The organism is Burkholderia sp. AU32262, assembly GCF_020419985.1.
Taxonomy (GTDB): Bacteria; Pseudomonadota; Gammaproteobacteria; order Burkholderiales; family Burkholderiaceae; genus Burkholderia; species Burkholderia semiarida.
On sequence record NZ_JAIZRS010000050.1, the window covers coordinates 1 to 20,276 of the forward strand.

The following is a 20,276-nucleotide window of genomic DNA, read 5'->3' on the forward strand; positions in this document are numbered from 1 at the left end:
GGACTGGATGCCAATTCCACCGGAAAAATACTCGTCAACGATGCGTTGCTTGAACTGCTCGTTGTACTTCGTCATGAAAAACACCCCAAAGGTTGGACGGGTGTCCAACTTTTGGGGTGCAATTCACCGGCTGCCCTTTTTCAATTCCGCATCGCGTCTGATCGGCAGGCGGCGTGCCGCCCGCCGACCGTCATTCGCTGTCGCTGTCCTGCTCGTCGAGTGCCTGTTTCGGCGGCGGCGGGCGCTTGCCGATCACGACGTTCACGTCGAACTGCTTGCCCTTGCGCACGACGTGCACCTTGGTGGGCGTGCCCGGCTTGATCTGCGCGACGACGTTCAGCAGCTTCGTCGTGTCGGTGATGTCCTCGCCGTTGACGCTCACCAGGATGTCGCCCGGCCGGATGCCGGCCTTGTCGGCCGGGCCGCCCTGCAGCACGCCCGCGACGATCGCGCCCGATTTCTGCTGGAGCCCGAACGACTCGGCGATTTCCGGCGTGACGTCCTGCGGCTCGACGCCGATCCAGCCGCGCGTGACCGAGCCTGTGGTGATGATGCTTTCGAGCACCGTGCGCGCGGTCGAGACCGGAATCGCGAAACCGATGCCGAGCGAGCCGCCGGAGCGTGAGTAGATCGCCGTGTTGATACCGAGCAGGTTGCCGTTCACGTCGACCAGCGCGCCGCCGGAGTTGCCGGGGTTGATCGGCGCGTCGGTCTGGATGAAGTTCTCGAACGTGTTGATGCCGAGGTGGTTGCGGCCGAGCGCGCTGATGATGCCCATCGTGACCGTCTGGCCGACGCCGAACGGGTTGCCGATCGCGAGCACGACGTCGCCGACGCGCGACTGGTCGGAGCGCCCGAGCGTGATCGTCGGCAGGTTCGTCATGTTGATCTTCAGCACCGCGAGATCGGTTTCGGGATCGCTGCCGATCACCTTCGCGGTGGCCGTGCGGCCGTCGGCGAGCGCGACTTCGATCTGGTCGGCGCCGTCCACGACGTGCTGGTTCGTTAGAATGTAACCTTCAGGGCTCACGATGACGCCCGAGCCGAGGTTGGCGGCCGGCTCGTCCTGCTGCTTGCGGGCGTTGCGGTCGCCGAAGAAGTAACGGAACAGCGGATCCTTCGCGCGCGGGTCGGGCGGCAGCGAGCCGTCCTTGCTGGAGAACACGTTGACGACGGCCGGCATCGCCTTCTGCGCGGCTTCGGCATACGACGTGGTTGCCGGTGCGCCGCCGATGCCCGGCGCGACTTCGCGCAGCGCGACGATCGGCGTGGCGAGCTGCTTGCCGAGCTGTCCTTGCCGTTGCAGCCATTGCGGCTTGAGCGTCACGACGATGAACATCAGCGCGAGCAGTACGGTCACCGCCTGCGCGAAGAACAGCCAGAAGCGTCTAAGCATCTGAATGGATTAGAGGTTTATATGGATCGGATCGAACTCGAATTGTACTTGAACAATACCCTTGAAACCGCGCGCTTCAAGGACTATTGCCCGAACGGCCTGCAGGTCGAGGGGCGCCGCAAGATCGAGAAGATCGCCACCGGCGTGACGGCGTCGGTCGCGCTCCTCGAAGCCGCGCTCGAATGGGGCGCGGATGCCGTGCTCGTCCATCACGGCTATTTCTGGCGCAACGAGGCGCCGCAGATCACCGGCCGCAAGTATCAGCGCCTGAAACTGCTGCTCGCGAACGACCTGAACCTGTTCGCGTTTCACCTGCCGCTCGACGCGCACCCCGAATTCGGCAACAACGCGCAGCTCGGCGAGAAGCTCGGGCTGATCGGCGAGCAACGTTTCGGCGAAGGCGATCTCGGCTGGATGGCGACGCTGCCGATGCCCGTCACGCTCGAGCACTTCGTCGCGAAGGTCGAGCACACGCTCGGCCGCACGCCGCTCGTGCTCGGCGATCCGGACACGCAGTTGCGCCGCATCGCGTGGTGCACGGGCGCCGCGCAGAGCTATTTCGATGCGGCGATCGACGCCGGGGCGGACGTGTTCCTGACCGGCGAGGTATCCGAGTCGACCACGCACGCGGCGGCGGAAAGCGGTGTCGCGTTCGTTGCGGCGGGGCACCATGCGACCGAACGCTACGGAATTCAGGCGCTGGGGCGCCACTTGTCCGAGGAATTCGATCTCGAACACCTTTTTATCGATATTCATAATCCGGTCTGAGCGCCGGATTTGCGGCGGTGCATCGAAATTTCGCAATGTAGCATTCGCTTAAAAGCGAAATGATTTAATTGCTCCGATAGTGGGGGATAACCCTTAACTATCAAACACTTCGAAGGGATTTTCATCTCCGGGCCTTGTAAATGACGACTCCATTCGAGCAAACTAGCGGCGGAATGGAAAGTCGTGACGGAAAATCCAACTCAGAAGTGGGGCGTGTGATGCGAGACAAGGAAGAGAAACGCGTCGACAGCGGCCGCCGTACCTGGCTGATTGCGACATCCGTAGCAGGTGGCGTAGGAGGCGTCGCCACCGTCATACCTTTCGCGGCGTCGCTTGCGCCGTCCGCGAAAGCAAAAGCGGCCGGTGCGCCGGTCGAGGTCGACATCAGCGGTCTGAAGCCGGGCGAAATGGTCACCGTGCCGTGGCGCGGCAAACCCGTCTGGATCCTGAATCGCACCGATTCGATGCTGGCCGACGTCGTCAAGGCCGACAAGGAAGTGGCCGATCCGGCCACGAAATCCCCGTATTCGATGCCGTTGCCCGCGTATTGCGCGAACGAATATCGGTCGCGGGCCGATCGCAAGAACATTCTCGTCGTGATGGCCGTGTGTACGCACCTCGGCTGCACGCCTAGCCAACGCTTCACGCCGGGTCCGCAGCCGAACCTGCCGGACGACTGGCCGGGCGGTTTCCTGTGCCCGTGCCATGGTTCGACCTACGACCTCGCCGGCCGCGTGTTCAAGAACAAGCCGGCGCCTCAGAATCTCGACATCCCGCCCTACATGTTCACGTCGGCGACGACCCTCGTGATCGGCAAGGACGAGAAAGGAGAAGCGTGATGGCCGCCGACAACAACGAAGTCTCCACGACAGGTTTCACCGGCTGGATCGACCAGCGCTTCCCGTTCACGTCCACCTGGAAGAAGCACGTATCCGAGTACTACGCGCCGAAGAACTTCAACTTCTGGTACTTCTTCGGCTCCCTCGCGCTGCTGGTGCTCGTCAACCAGATCGTCACGGGCATCTTCCTGACGATGAACTACAAGCCCGACTCGATGCTCGCGTTCGCGTCGGTCGAGTACATCATGCGCGAGGTGCCGTGGGGCTGGCTGATCCGCTACATGCACTCCACCGGTGCATCGATGTTCTTCGTGGTCGTGTACCTGCACATGTTCCGCGGGCTGCTGTACGGCTCGTACCGCAAGCCGCGCGAGCTCGTCTGGATCTTCGGCTGCGCGATCTTCCTGTGCCTGATGGCCGAGGCATTCTTCGGCTACCTGCTGCCGTGGGGCCAGATGTCGTTCTGGGGCGCGCAGGTGATCGTGAACCTGTTCTCGGCGATTCCGTTCGTCGGCCCGGACCTGTCGCTGTGGATTCGCGGCGACTACGTCGTGTCCGACGTCACGCTGAACCGCTTCTTCGCGTTCCACGTGATCGCGATTCCGCTCGTGCTGGTCGGCCTCGTGATCGCGCACCTCGTGGCGCTGCACGAAGTCGGATCGAACAACCCGGACGGCATCGAGATCAAGGCGAAGAAGGACGAGAACGGCATCCCGCTCGACGGCATCCCGTTCCACCCGTACTACTCGGTGCACGATTTCCTCGGCGTGTGCGTGTTCCTGATGGTGTTCGCGCTGATCGTGTTCTTCTCGCCGGAGATGGGCGGCTACTTCCTCGAGGCGAACAACTTCGTCCCGGCGAACCCGCTGCAGACACCGCCGGAGATCGCGCCGGTCTGGTACTTCACCGCGTTCTACGCGATGCTGCGCGCGACCACCGACCCGTTCAAGATCGTGCTGATGATCGTGATCGCGCTGCTCGGCGTGCTCGCGCTGATCCGCGCGCGCGGCAAGTGGAAGATCGGGCTGCCGGTGCTGGCCGCCGCGATCGTCGTGTTCATGTACCTGACGGAGTCGAAGTTCTGGGGCGTCGTCGTGATGGGCGCGGCGGTGATCACGCTGTTCTTCCTGCCGTGGCTCGACCGCAGCCCGGTGAAGTCGATCCGCTACCGGCCGCTGTTCCACAAGGTGTTCCTCGGGATCTTCGTCGCGGCGTTCCTGACCCTCGCGTTCCTCGGCACGCGGCCGCCATCGCCGGCGGCGACGCTGATCGCGCAGGCCTGTGCGTTGATCTATTTCGCGTTCTTCCTCGGCATGCCCGTCTGGACGCCGCTTGGCACGTTCAAGCAGCCGCCGGAACGGGTGCGCTTCAAGCCCCATTAACGTGAGCGAGGAGAGAACGACATGAAGAAACTGCTTTCGACACTCGCGCTGATCGGGGCGACCGCGTGTGCGCTGCTGGCGGCGCCGGCCGTGCGGGCGGAGGGCAATTTTCCGCTCGACCGGGCGCCCGATAACACGGAAAATCTCGTTTCGCTTCAGCACGGCGCGCAATTGTTTGTAAACTATTGCCTGAACTGCCACAGCGCGAACCTGATGCGCTACAACCGTCTGACGGATCTGGGCATATCCCAGAAGGAGATCGAAAAGAATCTCCTGTTCACGACCGACAAGGTCGGGAACACGATGTCCGTCGCGATGCGGCCCGACGACGCGAAGAACTGGCTCGGCACCACGCCGCCCGACCTGTCGGTCGAGGAGCGTGCGCGCGGCCGCGACTGGCTGTACACGTATCTGCGCAGCTTCTACCGCGACGATACGCGGCCGACCGGCTGGAACAACGCGGTGTTCGAGAACGTTGGCATGCCCCATGTGTTGTGGCAGTTGCAGGGGCAGCGCGTAGCCAAATTCGAAGACAAGACGGACGAGGAGACGGGCGAGAAGGCCCACGTGCTCGTCGGCTTCCAGCAGGTCACGCCGGGCACGCTCTCGTCGCCCGACTATGACGCTGCGGTGGCCGACCTGGTGGCCTATATGACATGGATGTCCGAGCCGGCCCAGCAGACCCGCAAGCGCCTTGGCGTGTGGGTGCTGATCTTTCTCGGTGTCCTGACTTTCCTGGCCTGGCGGCTGAATGCCGCATACTGGAAAGATATCAAGTAAACACGCCTGACCGGCGTGGGGCCGGCGCAAGGCGGAACCCGTGAAAGGGGTTGCGCCGCGTGCCGGCCCTCGGCTTTTTTGAGGAAACGCAAATATGATGGTTCTGTATTCCGGCACAACTTGCCCGTTCTCCCAGCGTTGCCGGCTGGTGTTGTTCGAGAAGGGCATGGACTTCGAAATCCGCGACGTCGACCTGTTCAACAAGCCGGAAGACATTTCGGTGATGAACCCGTACGGTCAGGTGCCGATCCTCGTCGAGCGCGACCTGATCCTGTACGAATCGAACATCATCAACGAGTACATCGACGAGCGCTTCCCGCATCCGCAACTGATGCCGGCCGACCCGGTGCAGCGCGCCCGCGCGCGCCTGTTCCTGCTCAACTTCGAGAAGGAACTGTTCGTCCACGTCAGCACGCTCGAGAACGAGAAGGGCAAGGCGGCGGAGAAGAACCACGAGAAGGCACGCCTCGCGATCCGCGATCGCCTGACGCAGCTCGCGCCGATCTTCGTGAAGAACAAGTACATGCTCGGCGAAGAGTTCTCGATGCTCGACGTCGCGATCGCGCCGCTGCTGTGGCGCCTGGATCACTACGGCATCGAGCTGTCGAAGAACGCCGCGCCGCTGATGAAGTATGCCGAACGGATCTTCAGCCGTCCGGCCTACATCGAAGCACTGACGCCGTCCGAAAAGGTCATGCGTCGCTAATGTTGCAATGAAGGCATGACGGAGCGGTGGCGCGGTGTGCCGCGCCCGCTCCGGGTTCGAGGATTGTGATGCAAGAGATTTCAACGAAGCCTTATCTGCTGCGCGCGTTGTACGAGTGGTGCACCGATAACGGTTACACGCCGCATATCGCGGTGAGGGTCGACAATTCGACGCGCGTGCCGCGTCAGTTCGTGCGTGACGGCGAGATCGTGCTCAACATCAGCTTCGAGGCGACGAGCCAGTTGCAGATGGGCAACGAGTGGATCGAGTTCACGGCCCGGTTCTCCGGGAAGGCGCACAAGATCGAGATTCCGGTGGCCAACGTGCTCGCGATCTATGCGCGCGAGAACGGGCAGGGCATGGCGTTCCAGGTCGATGCGGTCGCGGGCGAAGGCGAGGATTCGGGCGCGTTCGACGATGACGCCGCGTCGGCCGATGATGCGCCGCGTGACGAGTCTGCATCGCCGTTGGCGCCCGTCGCCGACAGCGGCGCGAACGAGGAACCGTCCGAAGGCGCCGACGAACCGCCGAAAACCGACGGCGATGGCTCGAAAGGCGGCAGCAGACCTCGCCTCAAGATCGTGAAATGAGGTAGAATCTCGCGCTACGCCGGCTTAGCTCATCTGGTAGAGCAGTTGATTTGTAATCATCAGGTGGCGGGTTCGAGTCCTGCAGCCGGCACCAAATCCGAAAAGGGGTTACGGAATTTTCCGTAACCCCTTTTTCGTTCATGGGTCGCGCGCCGCGATGTCGCGAGCGCCGTCGTTACCCCTTTTTCTTGTCACGCCCGCGTCACGCCGCACCTCTAACGTTGCACATTCCCATCGCGGCAGCATTTTCACGAGCCGAGTGCGCGTGACCGCATCCGACGCCGTGCCCGCGTCGCGCAGGCTCACCCGGGATCTCACTCCCGGCAGCGCATCGGCTTCCGCCTCGCATCCATTCCATTCAAAAACGCGATCGACGCCGATCGAACTGCATCGCGGACGATCAGGAGACACGAACCATGCTGAGCCCGCACGAATTCTCGATGCTGCTGCGCATTGCGCGTGCGCCCGACAGTGTCGATCTCGCGAACCCGGCCTTTGCCGTGCTCGTCGAAAAGCGGCTGGTCGACGACACGCAGGTACGCGTGAACGAGGTGGCGACGCGCCCGGCGCTGACGCCGATCGGCCAGATGCTGCTTGCCCGCTTCGACGACGCGGCCTGACGGAAAAGGCAAAGGGGGAAGGCTGCAACCGCGCGTCACGCCTTCGCCGCAGCGAAAAACGTGACGCATCGAACGCGCGGCGAACCGCTTACTGCGCGACCGGCACAGTCACGTCGCTGCCGAACCAGTGCGTCGAGATCTTCTTCAGCGTGCCGTCCTTGCGCAGCGAATCGAGCGCGTCGTTGATCGCCTTCTCGAACTTCGGATTGCCCTTGCGGAACGGAATCGCCATCTCCTGCTTGCCGCCGTTCAGCACCGCACCCGAGCGCAGCGGCAGGTTCGACGTCTTGATCATGTACGGCAGCATCAACCGGTCGTCGAGCGTCGCCTCGATCCGGCCCGCGGCGAGGTCGCGCAGTTTCTCCGGCGCGCCCGGATACGTCTGTACCTCGATGCCCGGCACGCTGCGCGCCATCTGGTCGTAGTTGGTGCCGAGCGTCACGCCGAGCTTCTTGCCCTTGAAATCCTCGAGCGACTTGAAGTTGCGCGTGTCGTCCTTGCGCTGGATCAGCTGCGCGGCCGAGTACGTGTATGGCTGGCTGAAGTCGAGCGCTTCCTTGCGCTGCGGCGTGATCGTGACCTGGTTGACAATCACGTCGAACTTGCCGGCCTGCAGGCCCGCGATGATGCCGCTCCATTCGGTCGGAATGAATTGCGTCTTCACGCCGAGCTTGCCGGCGACCGCGTTCGCGACGTCGACGTCGAAACCCTCGAGCTGGCCGGACGTGCCGCGCGAGTTGAACGGCGGATACGTGCCTTCGAGGCCGACGCGCAGCACGCCGGCTTTCTTCACGGAATCGAGCAGGTCTTCCGCATGCGCGGCGACGGCCGTGAAGCCGAGGGCCGACGCGAGCAGCAGGCCCGACAGCAGGAACTTCGAACGTTTCATCGCGGATCTCCAGTGGTCAGTAGGATGTTGTGGTGAGCGACGGGCACCGGGCGCTGGGTGGCCTCGATGGGCCGCAATACGGGCACGTAGACACTACTCGCAACCGCGCCGCACCGGAAGTCGAATTGGCCCTGATTGCAATCGGTTTCAGCGGATTCAAGGCGGCAATTCAGCGCGACGGCATGGGCTGTGCACGGCGACTGCCTGGTCGAACCGTTCGCTGCGGGCATTCTGGATCCACTTAAAAATACTCTTTTAAATCAGGTCATTTTTCCGATTCGGGCCGTAATTTGTCTGTAAAATCGCGCGAGCGAAATCGCTCAGCGCGCCATCCGAGGGCGCGTCAAAAGAAGAAAAGGCCGTAGCCATGAACATGCAGAACACGATCGCCGCATTGCGCGGCGGGTTGCTTCAGCAGGACCGGTTGCTGAAGCTCGAGACGCCATTGGGAAGCAACGTCCTGACCGTGCAGCGGGCAGTCGGCCGCTCACGCATCGGGCGCGCGTACGAATTCACGCTGGACGTGTTGTCGACCGACAGCGATCTGGAACTCAAAAAACTGATCGCGCATCCGGTCACGTTATGGATTCAGCAAGGCGACCGCAGCTACCGGCCGGTGAATGGCTACGTGCACACCGCGCGTCGTCTGGGCGCCGACGGCGGGCTCACGACCTATCAGCTCACGTTCGCCGATTTCACCCATTTCCTGAAGTTCCGTCGCGACCAGCGGATCTGGAACGATACGACCGTCGATCAGATCATCAGCGACGTGCTGGACCAGCATCCGCAGGCGAAGGGCCATTTCCGCTTTGCGCTGTCGAAGCCGCTGCCGAGCCGTTCGTACACGCGTCAGCACGATACCGACTGGCATTTCGTGCACCGGCTGATGGAGAGCGAAGGCCTTTACTCCACGTGGCAGCAGGCCGACGACGGCAAGTCGCATACGCTCGTGATCACCGACAACCTGCAGGCGTTCGCGCCGCTGTCGCCGCAGGCCGTGCGCTTCTATCACGGCGGCGCGGCGAGCGAAACCGACGCGCTCACGCAATGGTCCGGCACGCGCACGCTGCAGAGCGTGACCCGAACGACACGCACGTTCGACTACAAGAATCCGTCGCAACCGTCGAATCCGAAAGGCACGTCGCTGCCGACGATGGCCGGCCAGGGCGAATTGCCCGACCAGCTCGAAGTGTACGAATACACCGGTGCGTACACGTATTTGGATCAGACGCGCGGCGATCATCTGACGAAGATCCGGATGGAGCAGTGGGAGTCGGAGGCGAAGCGCTTCCACGGCGCGGGCGGCGTGCGTGCAATGGATGCTGGCCGGCGCTTCACGCTGGCGGACCATCCCGAACACGATCGCGATCCGGCCGACCAGCGCGAATTCGCGGCGATCGGCGTCGAATGGTGGATCGAGAACAACCTGCCCGTTGCCAGCAGCAGCGCCGATTTCCCGTACAGCCTGCGCGAAGCATTGACGCAGGCGCAGGACGGCTATGGCGCCGACCCCGCGTTTCGCGTGCCGCATGACGACGGCTCGGTCGGCTTCTATCTCGTCGAGGTCGAAGCACAGCGCGTGGGCGTGCCGTATCGCAGCCCGTTCGAACACGAGAAGCCGAAGATGCATCTCGAGACGGCGATCGTCGTCGGGCCGCAGGGCGAGGAAGTCTATACCGACGAGCTGAACCGGATCCGCGTGCAGTTCGTGTGGGACCGCCTGAACCCGGGTAACGAGAACGCGTCGTGCTGGGTGCGCGTCGTGCAGTCGGATACCGGCGGCGGCTACGGCGGCGTGCACGTGCCGCGCATCGGCGAGGAAGTGCTGATCGACCATGTGGGCGGCGACTGCGACCGGCCGCTCGCCGTCGGGCGTGTGTATAACGGCGCGAACCAGCCGCAGTGGCATAGCGACGGGATCCTGTCCGGGTATCGGTCGAAGGAGTATTCGGGCGGCGGCTACAACCAGCTCGTGATGGACGACGCGACGGGGCAGAACCGCGTGCAACTGATGAGCAGCAGCGCGAACAGCCTGCTGCATCTCGGCTACATCATCGACCAGAACGGCAATGCGCGCGGGTCGTATCTCGGTAGCGGCTTCGATCTGCGCTCGGATGCGTACGGCGCGGTGCGGGCGAGCCAGGGCTTGTACGTGACGACCCATCCGAAGGCGGCGAACAGCCAGCCGCTCGACGTGAAGGAAGCGCAGCAGCAGCTCGTGACGGGCGAGAGCCTGATCGAAGCGATGTCGGGCGTGAGCGAGCAGCATCAGGCGGAAAGCCTGAAGGAGGCGCACGAAACGATGCGCGCGTTCACCGACGCGACGCAGGACAGCAAGTCGGGCAACGCGTCCGGTGGACGTACGGCGGGCGGCGGCACGGGCAGTGCGAATGCGTTCAAGGAGCCGGTGATGCTGTTCGGCAGCCCGTCGGGCATCGGGATGTCGACGCAGCAGTCGCTGCACGTCGTCGCGAACGATCACGTGAACGTGGCGAGCGGACAGAGCGTGCACGTGGCCGCGGGCAAGTCGCTGATCGGGAGCATCGGGCAGAAGCTGAGCCTGTTCGTGCAGAACGCGGGGATGAAGCTGTTCGCGGGCAAGGGCAAGGTGGAGATCCAGGCGCAGTCGGACAACGTCGAGGTGACCGCGCAGAAGGCGGTGAAGGTGGTGTCCGCCACCGACCGGATCGAGATCGCGGCCGATCAGGGGATTCTGCTGACGAGCGGCGGCGGGTATATCCGCATCAAGGACGGAAACATCGAGATCCATGCACCGGGCGCGATCGATGTGAAGGGGGCGTCGCATACGTTCGCGGGGCCGGCGAGCATGGGGTATCCGTTGCCGAGCCCCCGGCCGGATCAGCCGGGGCAGCTCGAACTGTTTCACAAGTACGTGAACGGCGAGGCGGTGAAAGGCGGACTGTTCACGGTGAAGGACGTGAACGGCGCCGTGCTGAAGAAAGGCGCGCTCGACGACAGCGGTCATACGGTTGTGAGCGGGTTGCCGCCGGGCGCGGTGCGCGTCGAATTCGGGAAGGATCCGCGCGAGTCGGATCAGCCAGCGAACTATTTCAAGCAGGCGAAGTGGCCGGCGGAGCCCGTGCAACCGTCGCCGGAAGCCGCGCAGGCCGCGGCGAGCGGACAGCTCGCGAGCCAGCTGCAGGGGATGGCGCCGGCCGCGACGACGGCGGCGATGGGGCTGGTGAGTGGCGGCAGCGCGGGCGCGGCCCTCGGCGGGCTCGCGAGCGCCGCATTGCCGGCCGCTGCGACCGCGTTGGGTGGTGCCGGCGTTGCGTCGGCGTTGCAGACAGCCTCCAGCTTGAGCGGTGCGGCGAAGCAGGTGGCCGGGATGGTTCAGGCCGCACGTCAGGGCGGGCTTGCCGCGCTGGCGGCGCCGGCGGCGAATGCGGCGTCCGGCGCATTGCAGGGCGCATTGCCGGGCGTCGCCGGTATCGCGGGCAAGGGCGCCACGACCGTGGCGTCGGCCACGGGCGCGACGGGCATGAAGCTGCCGACGAGCGGGTTTGGCGGGCCGTTGAAATCCTGAGAGAGCGCGGCTTGTCAGCCGTCTTGAAAAAACGAATTGAACGAAGAACGACATGGCACAACAACTTCCACCGGGCGCTGAGAAGGAACAGGCTGTTACCTGGCTCAGCGATGTTTCCGCCAAGGATGTCGCCGCGGTCGGTAACCGCTTCGACGCGTGGTTGCGACGGATCAGCGGCAACCACATCACGTTCGAGGACGTGAAGACGTTTGCCGGTGCGGTGCCGATCATCGGCAACATCATGGCGATGGTTGACGCGCTCGGGGATATTGCCGAGATCATCGAGAAGCGCGGCGGCCAGGTGCTCGATTACATGAGCCTCGCGATCAACCTGCTCGGCATCATTCCGATTCCCCCGACACTCGCGCCGTTCCGGATGTCGGCGCGCCCGCTGCTTGCGCTCGTCCGTCACGAATTGCTGGCGACCCGCAACAATCTCGGCGCGGCGATCATCTCCGTGCTGGTCACGCATATCAACGCGACGTGTGCGACCGAGATCGAGGATTTTCTGAACAAGCTGAAGGCTGGCCTCGTCGAGCTGCTCGACGGATGTGCATCGACATGCCAGGAAATCATGCTCGCGCTCGCGACGGGCATGGACAAGGCGCTGCACGGTCAGCTCTTCGACGCCAACGCGAATCTGAAGCGACAGCAGCAGCTCGCAGAGAAGATGGCCGACGACCGGCCGTGGTACAGCCCGAGCCGCGTCGGTGACGGCATTCAATTCGCGTACGAAGGAACCAAGGCGCTCGGGAAGAAGGTCATCAACAAGACTGCGGGCACCGTGGCGACGCTCGCGCCGGATGCCTGGCTCGAGCCGTTTCGAAGCACGGTGACGTTCCTTCGGACCGAAGCGCCGAAGATTGCGTCATCGATTCGGTCGCTTGCAGGCAGTGAAGAAGGCAAGATGATGTGGCTGGTCTTGCAACTGATCGAGGCAGTCGGGCGCGTCAAGGCACGCGCAAAGCTTCATGAGCAGACTGCGGACGTCAAGGCGAGCGGGAAGAGCCAGGCGAAGAAGACGCGCGGGCAGGAGGGGCTCGAGAAAACCGACGGGCAAGCGCCGGCCGAAGGACCGGGGAAGAGCGCGTGCAAGGCATGCGGGCTCGGGGCATCACCGGCATCCATCGATTTCGCGTTCGGCGACGAAACGTTTTCGCACGTGGATTTCGACCTGCCGGGCGCCATGCCTGTCGTATGGGAGCGTACCTATCGTTCCCGGCTGTCAGCCTATGACAACGGTGAACTCGGTGCACGATGGATCACGCCATATACGACGCGAATCGACGTCAAGAACGATCAGTGGATCTATCGCGATGCGGAAGGGCGCAGCATCGAGTACCCGGCGCTTGCGGCGGGTGCGGTGCACGACGATCTGTCCGAGAACCTGACGCTGTCGCGGCTCGACGATACCTGGGTGACGATCGCATACGGCCATGACGTGCTGCATGTGTACGAGCGCCGCGGCGACGCGTTCCGGCTTGCGATGCAGAAGGACCGCGCCGGCAACACGATCACGCTCGACTACGATGCGCTCGATCGCGTTGCGCGCCTGATCGATGCGAGTGGCAATGTGCTCGCGTTCGAACACGACAGGCACGGCCGTATCGTGCAGATCGAGCACGTGCTCAAGGACGGTGCGCGTCGCACACTGGCGAGCTACGAATACGATGCGGACGGGGACCTCGTGCGCGCGGTCGATCGTCATGGCAATGCGCGGACGTATCAATATCACCGCCACCTCGTGACGCGTTACACGGACCGAACCGGCCGCGGGATGACGCTCGAATGGGATGGCGCGGACGCGCAAGACAACGCAGACGCGAAATGCATTCGCGAATACGCCGACGACGGCAGTCTGGATCTCCGGCTCGCGTGGAATCCGAACATCCGTCTGACCTACGTGACCGACGCGCTCGGTCAGATGACGCGGTACTACTTCAACATCCACGGCTACGTGTATCGGATCGTGTATCCGGATGGTAACCAGGAGTGGTTCCGGCGCGACGCCCATCACAATCTGGTGCTGCATATCCGGCAGGACGGCAGCATCGAGCGTCGCGAATACGACACGCGCGGCAACCTGATTCGGCACGAGCGGGCGGACGGCAGCGTTGTCGAGATGGCGTATGACGACAAGGATCAGATGATCCGGCTCGTCGATCCGAATGGTCATGTATGGCAGCGCAAGTACGACGACGCGGGCAACGTCGTCGAGGAAATCGATCCGCTCGAACATTCCACGAAGTACGAATACAACGACAAGGGTTTGCCGACGCAGATCACCGATGCGAAGGGCGGCTCGAAGACGCTCGAGTACAACGATGCCGGGCAGATCACGCGCTATACGGACTGCTCCGGAAAGGCGACGGAGTGGCGGTACGACGATATCGGGCGTGTGATCGAGACGAAAGATGCGGCCGGAGGCGTGGTTGCCTATCGTTACGGCCTGAACGGACAACCGACGGAAGTGCGTTCGCCTGCCGGTGTCGAGCAGGTCCAATACGACGCGGAAGGCCGTTTGCTGCGGCATACCGATCAACTCGATCGTTCGACGCGATATGGCTACGATGCGGCCGGCCGCATTGCGAGTCGCGCCGACGCGCTCGGGCAGACGGTTGCGTATCGCTATGACCGTCTCGGCCGCTTGTCCGCGCTGACCGATGCGAACTTTGCGACGTACCTGTTTCACTACGATCCTGCGGGACGGCTGATCGAGGAGGTGGGCTTCGACGGCAAGTCGACGCGCTATCAGTACGACAGCGTGAGCGGCAGTCTCGTTTCGATCGATGAAGCGGGTTGCGTGACTTCGGTCGAAGTCGATGCAAACGGCCGGCTGCTGAAGCGCGCCGCGGGGGAAAGCGAAGAGCGGTTTGCCTACGATCGGAGCGGCAGGTTGATCGACGCGGTGAATCGGTACAGCCGCGTGCAGTTCTTCTTCGATCCGGTTGGCAATCTGGTGCGTGAACATCACGCCTACGATCTGTTCGGCGACCGGCGCAGCTACGTTTGGCATCACGAATACGACGAACTCGGCAATCGGCGGCGTACCGTTCGGCCGGACGGGCATGTGGTCGACTGGTTGATGTATGGCTCGGGGCATGTGCACGGAATGCTGCTCGATGGCGAGGAGCGCGTGCAGTTCGAGCGCGACGATCTTCATCGCGAGACGGTGCGCGTGTTGTCGAGCAAGGTTGGGCAGCGCACGCACTACGATCCGGCCGGACGTGTGTTGCAGCAGACGATCCAGCGATCGACGTCACCTGCGCCGCTTGCGGAGCGGCGGTATCGCTATGACGCGGCGGGGCAGTTGTCGCGGATCGAGGACAGCCGCAAGGGCGGAACCGACTATCGGTACGATCCGGTCGGACGGTTGATTGAGGCGATCAGTCCGGTCGCGAAGGAACGGTTCGCGTTCGATCCGGCAAGCAACATCATCGATCCGGTGCGAACGGCGGAGACGCCTGCATCGCGTCCGAGCCCGGTGCGACCGGAAAGCACGTTGCCTGTCGAGGTGCCGAAGGTGCTCGGGAACCTGCTGAAGGCGTATGCGGGGATGCACTTCGAGTACGACGCGCGCGGGAATCTGGTGCGTAAGCGTACGCCGGCGGGTGAGCAGGAATACGAGTGGGATGAGTTCAATCGCTTGCTGCGCGCGCGGGTTGCCGAGACGTCGCGGCAGAGTCAGGCGCGGTATTTCTATGACGCGTTCGGGCGCCGTATTGCGAAGGAGGTGAACGGCGCGCGGACGGTGTTCGGGTGGGACGGTGACACGCTGGCGTACGAGAGTGATGGCGAGCGTGGCACGCATTATCTCTACGAGCCGGGGACGTTCGTGCCGCTGGCGCAGTATGTGGCGGAGCCCGTCGATGGGATCGCGACGCCGGAGTGGAAGAGTACCGACCGCTATGTGCCGGAGGAGGATCCGCTGCAGAAGGTGCCGGAGCGGCGGAGTGACGCGGCGGTGTTCTATTACCACTGCGATCAGATCGGTACGCCGCAGTTGCTGACGGACGACGACGGCGACGTTGTGTGGGAAGCGTCGTACAAGGCGTGGGGCGAAGCGCGGGAGGTGATTGCGCGGGCGTCGAAGGCGGCGGGGATCGCGCCTAAGAATCCGTTGCGGTTTCAGGGGCAGCAAGTTGATGCGGAAACGGGACTGCACTATAACCGACACCGGTACTATGACCCGAACAGCGGCCGATTCGTCAGCGAAGATCCAATCGGGCTGGTGGGCGGGATAAACGTCTATCAATACGCGCCGAACCCTGCGGGCTGGATTGATCCACTTGGTCTCGCGAAGCGATGCGGGTGCCCATGTGGCGTTGAGCCACACGGTAATCAACCGAGCCCCCGGCCGTCTGGCTATCAGAGCCACCACATCATTCAGGATCGTTGGGCTAAGGCGAACGAAATCGATGGGTACAACTATCGAGAAGCTCCTGCAATTCTCATCCCACAAAACCCGATCCACAAAGCGATCAGCGACAGCCAGAACGCACGCCGCGACGCAATGACGGCTGCAGGACAGGACCCGTGGGCTACTAGCATTCAGGATCAATTCAACTATTCGTCGCAAGATATGCGGGCTGCGGGGATATCGGACGACTGCCGTAAGCGTGCCTTGAAGAAGGCGTACAAGTACTTCGACAAACTCGGAGCCATCAAATGACGGATTTCACAGCGTTGCTGGGCGTCGACTTTCACAGACGCGCTCCCTCCACCCTCGCAGAAATCGCTAGCCTGGAAAAGACACTAGGCGTTCTGCTTCCATTGAGCTATAAGGCCTTCCTTGCGTGGTCGGATGGGGGCGAGGGCGACGTTGGTGACCTCTATCTGTCCATGTGGACCGTTGAGCAGGTCATCGAACTGAATGCCTTGTATTCGATCACGGCACGCATGGGCCGGGACTTTGTGGGCATCGGTACGGACGGTGGGGACTACTGCTTTGCTCTGGATCTCCGAGGGGACGAACGTTTCGTTGTCGTGCCGCTCGGTGCGCTAGCTGAGGATGAAGTCAAATCGCTGGCAAGCGATCTCGTTGCCGGATTGACCGCCATCCGCGACGGCCACATAACGGGTAACGATCTATAACCGGCATAGGCACTATGATCCTAACACCGGTCGATTTGTCAGCAAGAACCCGATCGGCTTGGCCGGTGGCGCTTCAGTCAGGAGGCCGACCGACATCAACATTGAGCGTGACGACGAGGATTGGATCAGGATAAATGCCACCGAAACCGGCGACCGGCGCAGCTACGTTTGGCATCACGAATACGATGAACTCGGCAACCGGCGGCGTACCGTTCGGCCGGACGGGCATGTGGTCGACTGGTTGATGTATGGCTCGGGGCATGTGCACGGAATGCTGCTCGATGGCGAGGAGCGCGTGCAGATCGAGCGTGACGATCTTCATCGCGAGACGGCGCGTGTTGTCGAGCAAGGTTGGGCAGCGCACGCACTATGATCCGGCCGGCCGCGTGTTGCAGCAGACGATCCAGCGATCGCCGTCACCTGCGCCGCTTGCCGAGCGGCGGTATCGCTATGACGCGGCGGGGCAGTTGTCGCGAATCGAGGACAGCCGCAAGGGCGGGACCGACTATCGGTACGATCCGGTCGGACGGCTGATCGAGGCGATCAGTCCCATCGCGAAGGAACGGTTCGCGTTCGATCCGGCGAGCAACATCATCGTATGACCAAAGTCCTGGGTGTCGATCCTAAGATTGGCGCGACGCCGGATGGACCGCCTCGATATACGTGGTTCCCCAATAGCAACACACGTATTCGCTATGAAAGCCATCCCGAAGGGTTGTGCCCATGTTCGCGGGGCTTCAATCCACGTCATCATGGCGAGCATTACCATGTTGAAACGAAGCCAGATGGTCTAAGCTGGGGGTAAGCCGCGCGTCGAGGAGCTATAAGTAAATCAAAACCGGATGGTTATACGCCAGGGAGTGGCACTGGCTTCATTCCGGGGGAAAATTTTCCGGGAGGGTAAAAGTGAAAGCTAGCGAAATTTTTGTCGCGGATGGTCAGGTCCAAGCATTCTCTTACCGAGGGAACGGCCTGGTCGTCTCAGTTAAAACTGATCAGGGAGCTTTTGATGTGATGTTCCATGGTGTCCTTGGGATGAAGGCATTTTCACCAGAGGGGCAGGATTTGTCTCATTTAGCGGAAAACTCCGCGAGTTCATTTCTCTCTGAAGTATGCACCGCGGTGGAGGAGCCGGTCGGTGGGTTCCGGGAGTTCAGCTTTGTTTCCGCGTGGACCGACGAACCGCTATTAACGGTCATTGCCGACGACGTTCAGGTTCGCAAAACGATGCTGTAGTGAGGGAATTGTCTCTTCTGCAACCGTCCTCTGTCGACGCATGGATACCGGACGGCCGTATTGGATATTACGACAAAGAAGCGTTGGCAATAACGCAAGGGCTAACGAGAGGGCGATCGCACGTTATTGAATGGAGCCCTACCACAGGCCAAGTCCGCGTTTGGGCGGGGACATATGACGATTCTGGAGCAGTGAATCGTATCCACCCCAAAATGAACGATGGCGAGGTTTGGGATTTGCCTCACTACCTATCGACCAAGGCGGACATCGATCAGGGGAAGTCGACGCCGAGCGGAAGGGCAATCAATTGCTCATGTAGGTGCTGACGATGAGTCAACGCGGTGAAAGGCTGAATCTGACCCGGGAAATAATCGAGTTCACCGAAACTCGGCCTTATGACCCTGCGGCCTGCGCTCGATAGCTGCGCGGGCTGATGGAACCTACCACGCTAGCGCGCACATCCATGGCACGGACAATGATAATGTTGATATATCAAGTGCTTAAGGGCGTTGAGAAGAGGAGGCAATGTTGAAAATGCTCTCCGCGATATTGGGCAACGAATGGAAAACGTCAATGAGACGAAACATGGGCACGATACTGTGTAAATCGCATGGCGCGACCGATCTGATACACGTTTCAAGCGATATCGCGGCCGACATGAAAACGGATGCGGGGCGCCTGGAAATGCTCCGTTATGACATCGACTGGCTGGGAGACGGACGCCCCGACATTTCGTACTTCGTCTCGACGGAGGTGGCGAAACAGTTCAGTCTGCCAGAGCCTGGTGATGCGTCATTTGGGCCGGATTTCGAGGAGCGGCATGCGGCTGTCTTCGGCAAGCTTGCCGCTGTTTGCGCCAAGTGTTTTGGCGAGTATCAGAGCAGAATTGCCTGACCGGTTTGGGAAATAGGTATTGCGATATTGTGAATCTCCGGCAGCCAGATATAGCTGGCATGGGCTCGTCAGACGGTTGACCCGACCGTATTTTCGATCCACATGCAGCACACACCCCCACCCGCCTGCAACGGAAGCCTGCCGATCGCGCTCGCTTGAAATTGGCATAATCACGGCCTGCCGTGAGGTTCTCGCGGCCGATGCAACGCAATCATCCGGATACCACCGCAATACCCATGTCGATCGACTCCCCGACCGAAGTGTCGCTACAACATATTCTCGAACGCCCCGGCGATTTCTCCGGGTGGCTTTACCTGCCGCCGATGCCGTGGGCGCTCGATACCGAGGGGGGCGTTTTTCGAAGACGTCGATTACGCGAAAGCAGAGGTTGCGCCTGCCATGGCGGCCCAGCCCGGCTGGAAAGTCACGCTGGACAGCGCGACGATCGAGGACATCGTGATCAACGCACACGATCAGGTCGACGAGCCGAGCGTCGCGCAATTGCTCGACGCGTTTGTCTTCTACGTCGAGAACGACGCATTTATCCTGTTTTGACGCCACGCATAGCGAATGCGAACGACGACAGCGATCGAGGAAACAACCATCGGCAACCGTTCACACGTGACGGAAGCGCCGTGCGACGACCCTGCGCAAGCGATCGCGGCCGTCGAACGACTGAACGGCCGCGATCGCTCGACCGTCGCCTTCGACGCGAGCGATGCAACGGTGATGACGATTGGCGGCGGCCACGACGGCCGATACGTCGTCTTCATCGCATCGGAGATCGATGCCGCATTACTGAACCTGACGACGCCCGGAGTGTCGGCGGACGAAACGGTCGAACTCGTGGCGGGCGGCCAGCGAGGCCGCTATCCGGCGCGACAGTGCGTCGACCTCGCGACGGCGACGCAGGCGGCAGCCTATTTTGTATCGACTGGCGGCGCCGATCCGCGGTTATGCTGGCAAGCCGGCTGACCCTCCGCGCGAGGGGAAGGACATGAACATGGCGGACGATCTGGCAGCGCTGCGCGCACAACAGGACGCCGTTTGCGCACGCTACGGCCTGCATGCCGTCGAACCTGAAGACATGGTTGCCGTCGCGATGTCGACGCTCGGGCGCATGCCCGTCTACGGCACGCGCGTCGGACGGTCCGAAGGCGACAACGTCGGATGGTTCTTTCATTGCGGCGAATATTCCGACGCCGCCGACTTCTATCAGCCGTTGCATGCGGCGCACCTGTCGACCTATCTGCCATCGGTTCTACCATATCTATGGTTGCCGGCCGGCGCACGCTTCATCATCGACGATGCCGGCTATGAAGACGTGTGGATGGAGTGAGGCACCGACACGCCACCGATCTTTTTCAGTTGTTTGGACAAAGCGGGCAGAAGCGAAAAAGGACCGCAATGAACTGACCCCGCAAAGTTGGACAGTTAAAGGCTAGGCGCCCAAGGGCTGAGTCCTGTATTGCACGGGACTCAGCCCTTTCAACTTGAGCTTGATGCGTTCGTGGTTGTAGTAGTGGATGTAGCGC

At 62.3% G+C, this 20,276-nt stretch carries 17 protein-coding genes, 1 tRNA gene and 2 pseudogenes; 17 read left to right on the forward strand and 3 right to left on the reverse strand.

Translation table 11 applies throughout. The features are described 5' to 3' along the window. Positions 1–190: 190 nt before the first annotated feature. Positions 191–1,396, reverse strand: coding sequence for a S1C family serine protease (locus LGN10_RS32545; RefSeq protein ID WP_059577237.1), 1,206 nt, complete (start codon positions 1,394–1,396; stop codon positions 191–193). A 21-nt stretch (positions 1,397–1,417) separates the two neighbouring features. On the opposite strand from LGN10_RS32545, the gene LGN10_RS32550 reads away from it, so the two are divergent. The 8 genes from LGN10_RS32550 (at position 1,418) to LGN10_RS32585 (ending at position 7,081) form a co-directional block, all read left to right on the forward strand. Then, entirely contained in the window at positions 1,418–2,164 is a 747-nt protein-coding gene (locus LGN10_RS32550; protein ID WP_059577234.1) for a Nif3-like dinuclear metal center hexameric protein, read from the forward strand. A gap of 218 nt (positions 2,165–2,382) precedes the next feature. Beyond that, on the forward strand, positions 2,383–3,003 hold the full coding sequence (gene petA, locus LGN10_RS32555; protein WP_006491868.1) for a ubiquinol-cytochrome c reductase iron-sulfur subunit: 621 nt from the start codon (positions 2,383–2,385) through the stop codon (positions 3,001–3,003). Then, entirely contained in the window at positions 3,003–4,385 is a 1,383-nt protein-coding gene (locus tag LGN10_RS32560; protein WP_059577232.1) for a cytochrome b, read from the forward strand. Before petA ends, LGN10_RS32560 begins: the two co-directional genes overlap by 1 nt. 21 nt (positions 4,386–4,406) lie before the next feature. Continuing rightward, a complete protein-coding gene (locus LGN10_RS32565; RefSeq protein ID WP_060009428.1) occupies positions 4,407–5,165 on the forward strand; it encodes a cytochrome c1 in 759 nt (252 codons plus the stop codon). 94 nt (positions 5,166–5,259) lie between these two features. Further along, complete coding sequence (locus LGN10_RS32570; protein WP_006400565.1) at positions 5,260–5,871, forward strand: glutathione S-transferase N-terminal domain-containing protein; 612 nt, start codon at positions 5,260–5,262, stop codon at positions 5,869–5,871. Between the two features lie 68 nt (positions 5,872–5,939). Next, positions 5,940–6,461 carry a ClpXP protease specificity-enhancing factor gene (locus tag LGN10_RS32575; RefSeq protein WP_226226194.1) on the forward strand — a complete coding sequence of 174 codons (522 nt, stop codon included), beginning with the start codon at positions 5,940–5,942 and terminating at the stop codon, positions 6,459–6,461. Positions 6,462–6,479: 18 nt separating this feature from the next. Beyond that, a tRNA-Thr gene (locus tag LGN10_RS32580) sits at positions 6,480–6,555 on the forward strand. 322 nt (positions 6,556–6,877) lie between these two features. Further along, on the forward strand, positions 6,878–7,081 hold the full coding sequence (locus LGN10_RS32585; protein WP_089464495.1) for a hypothetical protein: 204 nt from the start codon (positions 6,878–6,880) through the stop codon (positions 7,079–7,081). Positions 7,082–7,169: 88 nt separating this feature from the next. Here LGN10_RS32585 and LGN10_RS32590 read toward each other — a convergent pair whose 3' ends face one another. After that, a complete protein-coding gene (locus tag LGN10_RS32590; protein ID WP_226226195.1) occupies positions 7,170–7,970 on the reverse strand; it encodes a transporter substrate-binding domain-containing protein in 801 nt (266 codons plus the stop codon). Between the two features lie 367 nt (positions 7,971–8,337). Here LGN10_RS32590 and tssI point away from each other — a divergent pair, with 367 nt between their 5' ends. The 9 genes and pseudogenes from tssI (at position 8,338) to LGN10_RS32635 (ending at position 20,080) form a co-directional block, all read left to right on the forward strand. Continuing rightward, positions 8,338–11,517: a type VI secretion system Vgr family protein gene (gene tssI / locus LGN10_RS32595; protein ID WP_226226196.1), complete on the forward strand. Its 3,180-nt coding sequence runs from the start codon at positions 8,338–8,340 to the stop codon at positions 11,515–11,517. 52 nt (positions 11,518–11,569) lie between these two features. Further along, complete coding sequence (locus tag LGN10_RS32600) at positions 11,570–16,189, forward strand: RHS repeat-associated core domain-containing protein (protein ID WP_226226197.1); 4,620 nt, start codon at positions 11,570–11,572, stop codon at positions 16,187–16,189. Beyond that, on the forward strand, positions 16,186–16,611 hold the full coding sequence (locus LGN10_RS32605; RefSeq protein ID WP_226226198.1) for an SMI1/KNR4 family protein: 426 nt from the start codon (positions 16,186–16,188) through the stop codon (positions 16,609–16,611). Before LGN10_RS32600 ends, LGN10_RS32605 begins: the two co-directional genes overlap by 4 nt. Positions 16,612–16,759: 148 nt before the next feature. Continuing rightward, positions 16,760–17,207: pseudogene (locus tag LGN10_RS32610) on the forward strand (type IV secretion protein Rhs); the annotation flags it as partial. Between the two features lie 310 nt (positions 17,208–17,517). After that, complete coding sequence (locus LGN10_RS32615; protein WP_226226199.1) at positions 17,518–17,847, forward strand: hypothetical protein; 330 nt, start codon at positions 17,518–17,520, stop codon at positions 17,845–17,847. Positions 17,848–18,372: 525 nt separating this feature from the next. After that, a complete protein-coding gene (locus LGN10_RS32620; RefSeq protein ID WP_226226201.1) occupies positions 18,373–18,741 on the forward strand; it encodes a hypothetical protein in 369 nt (122 codons plus the stop codon). 236 nt (positions 18,742–18,977) lie between these two features. Further along, positions 18,978–19,296 (forward strand): annotated as a pseudogene (locus tag LGN10_RS32625) (hypothetical protein). 15 nt (positions 19,297–19,311) lie between these two features. Beyond that, a complete protein-coding gene (locus tag LGN10_RS32630) occupies positions 19,312–19,716 on the forward strand; it encodes an Imm1 family immunity protein (protein WP_060315468.1) in 405 nt (134 codons plus the stop codon). A 28-nt stretch (positions 19,717–19,744) separates the two neighbouring features. Further along, complete coding sequence (locus LGN10_RS32635) at positions 19,745–20,080, forward strand: hypothetical protein (RefSeq protein WP_226226202.1); 336 nt, start codon at positions 19,745–19,747, stop codon at positions 20,078–20,080. Between the two features lie 102 nt (positions 20,081–20,182). Here the strand turns inward: LGN10_RS32635 and LGN10_RS32640 are convergent. After that, on the reverse strand, positions 20,183–20,276 hold a 94-nt coding region (locus tag LGN10_RS32640), incomplete at its 5' end, for an IS3 family transposase (RefSeq protein ID WP_143281221.1).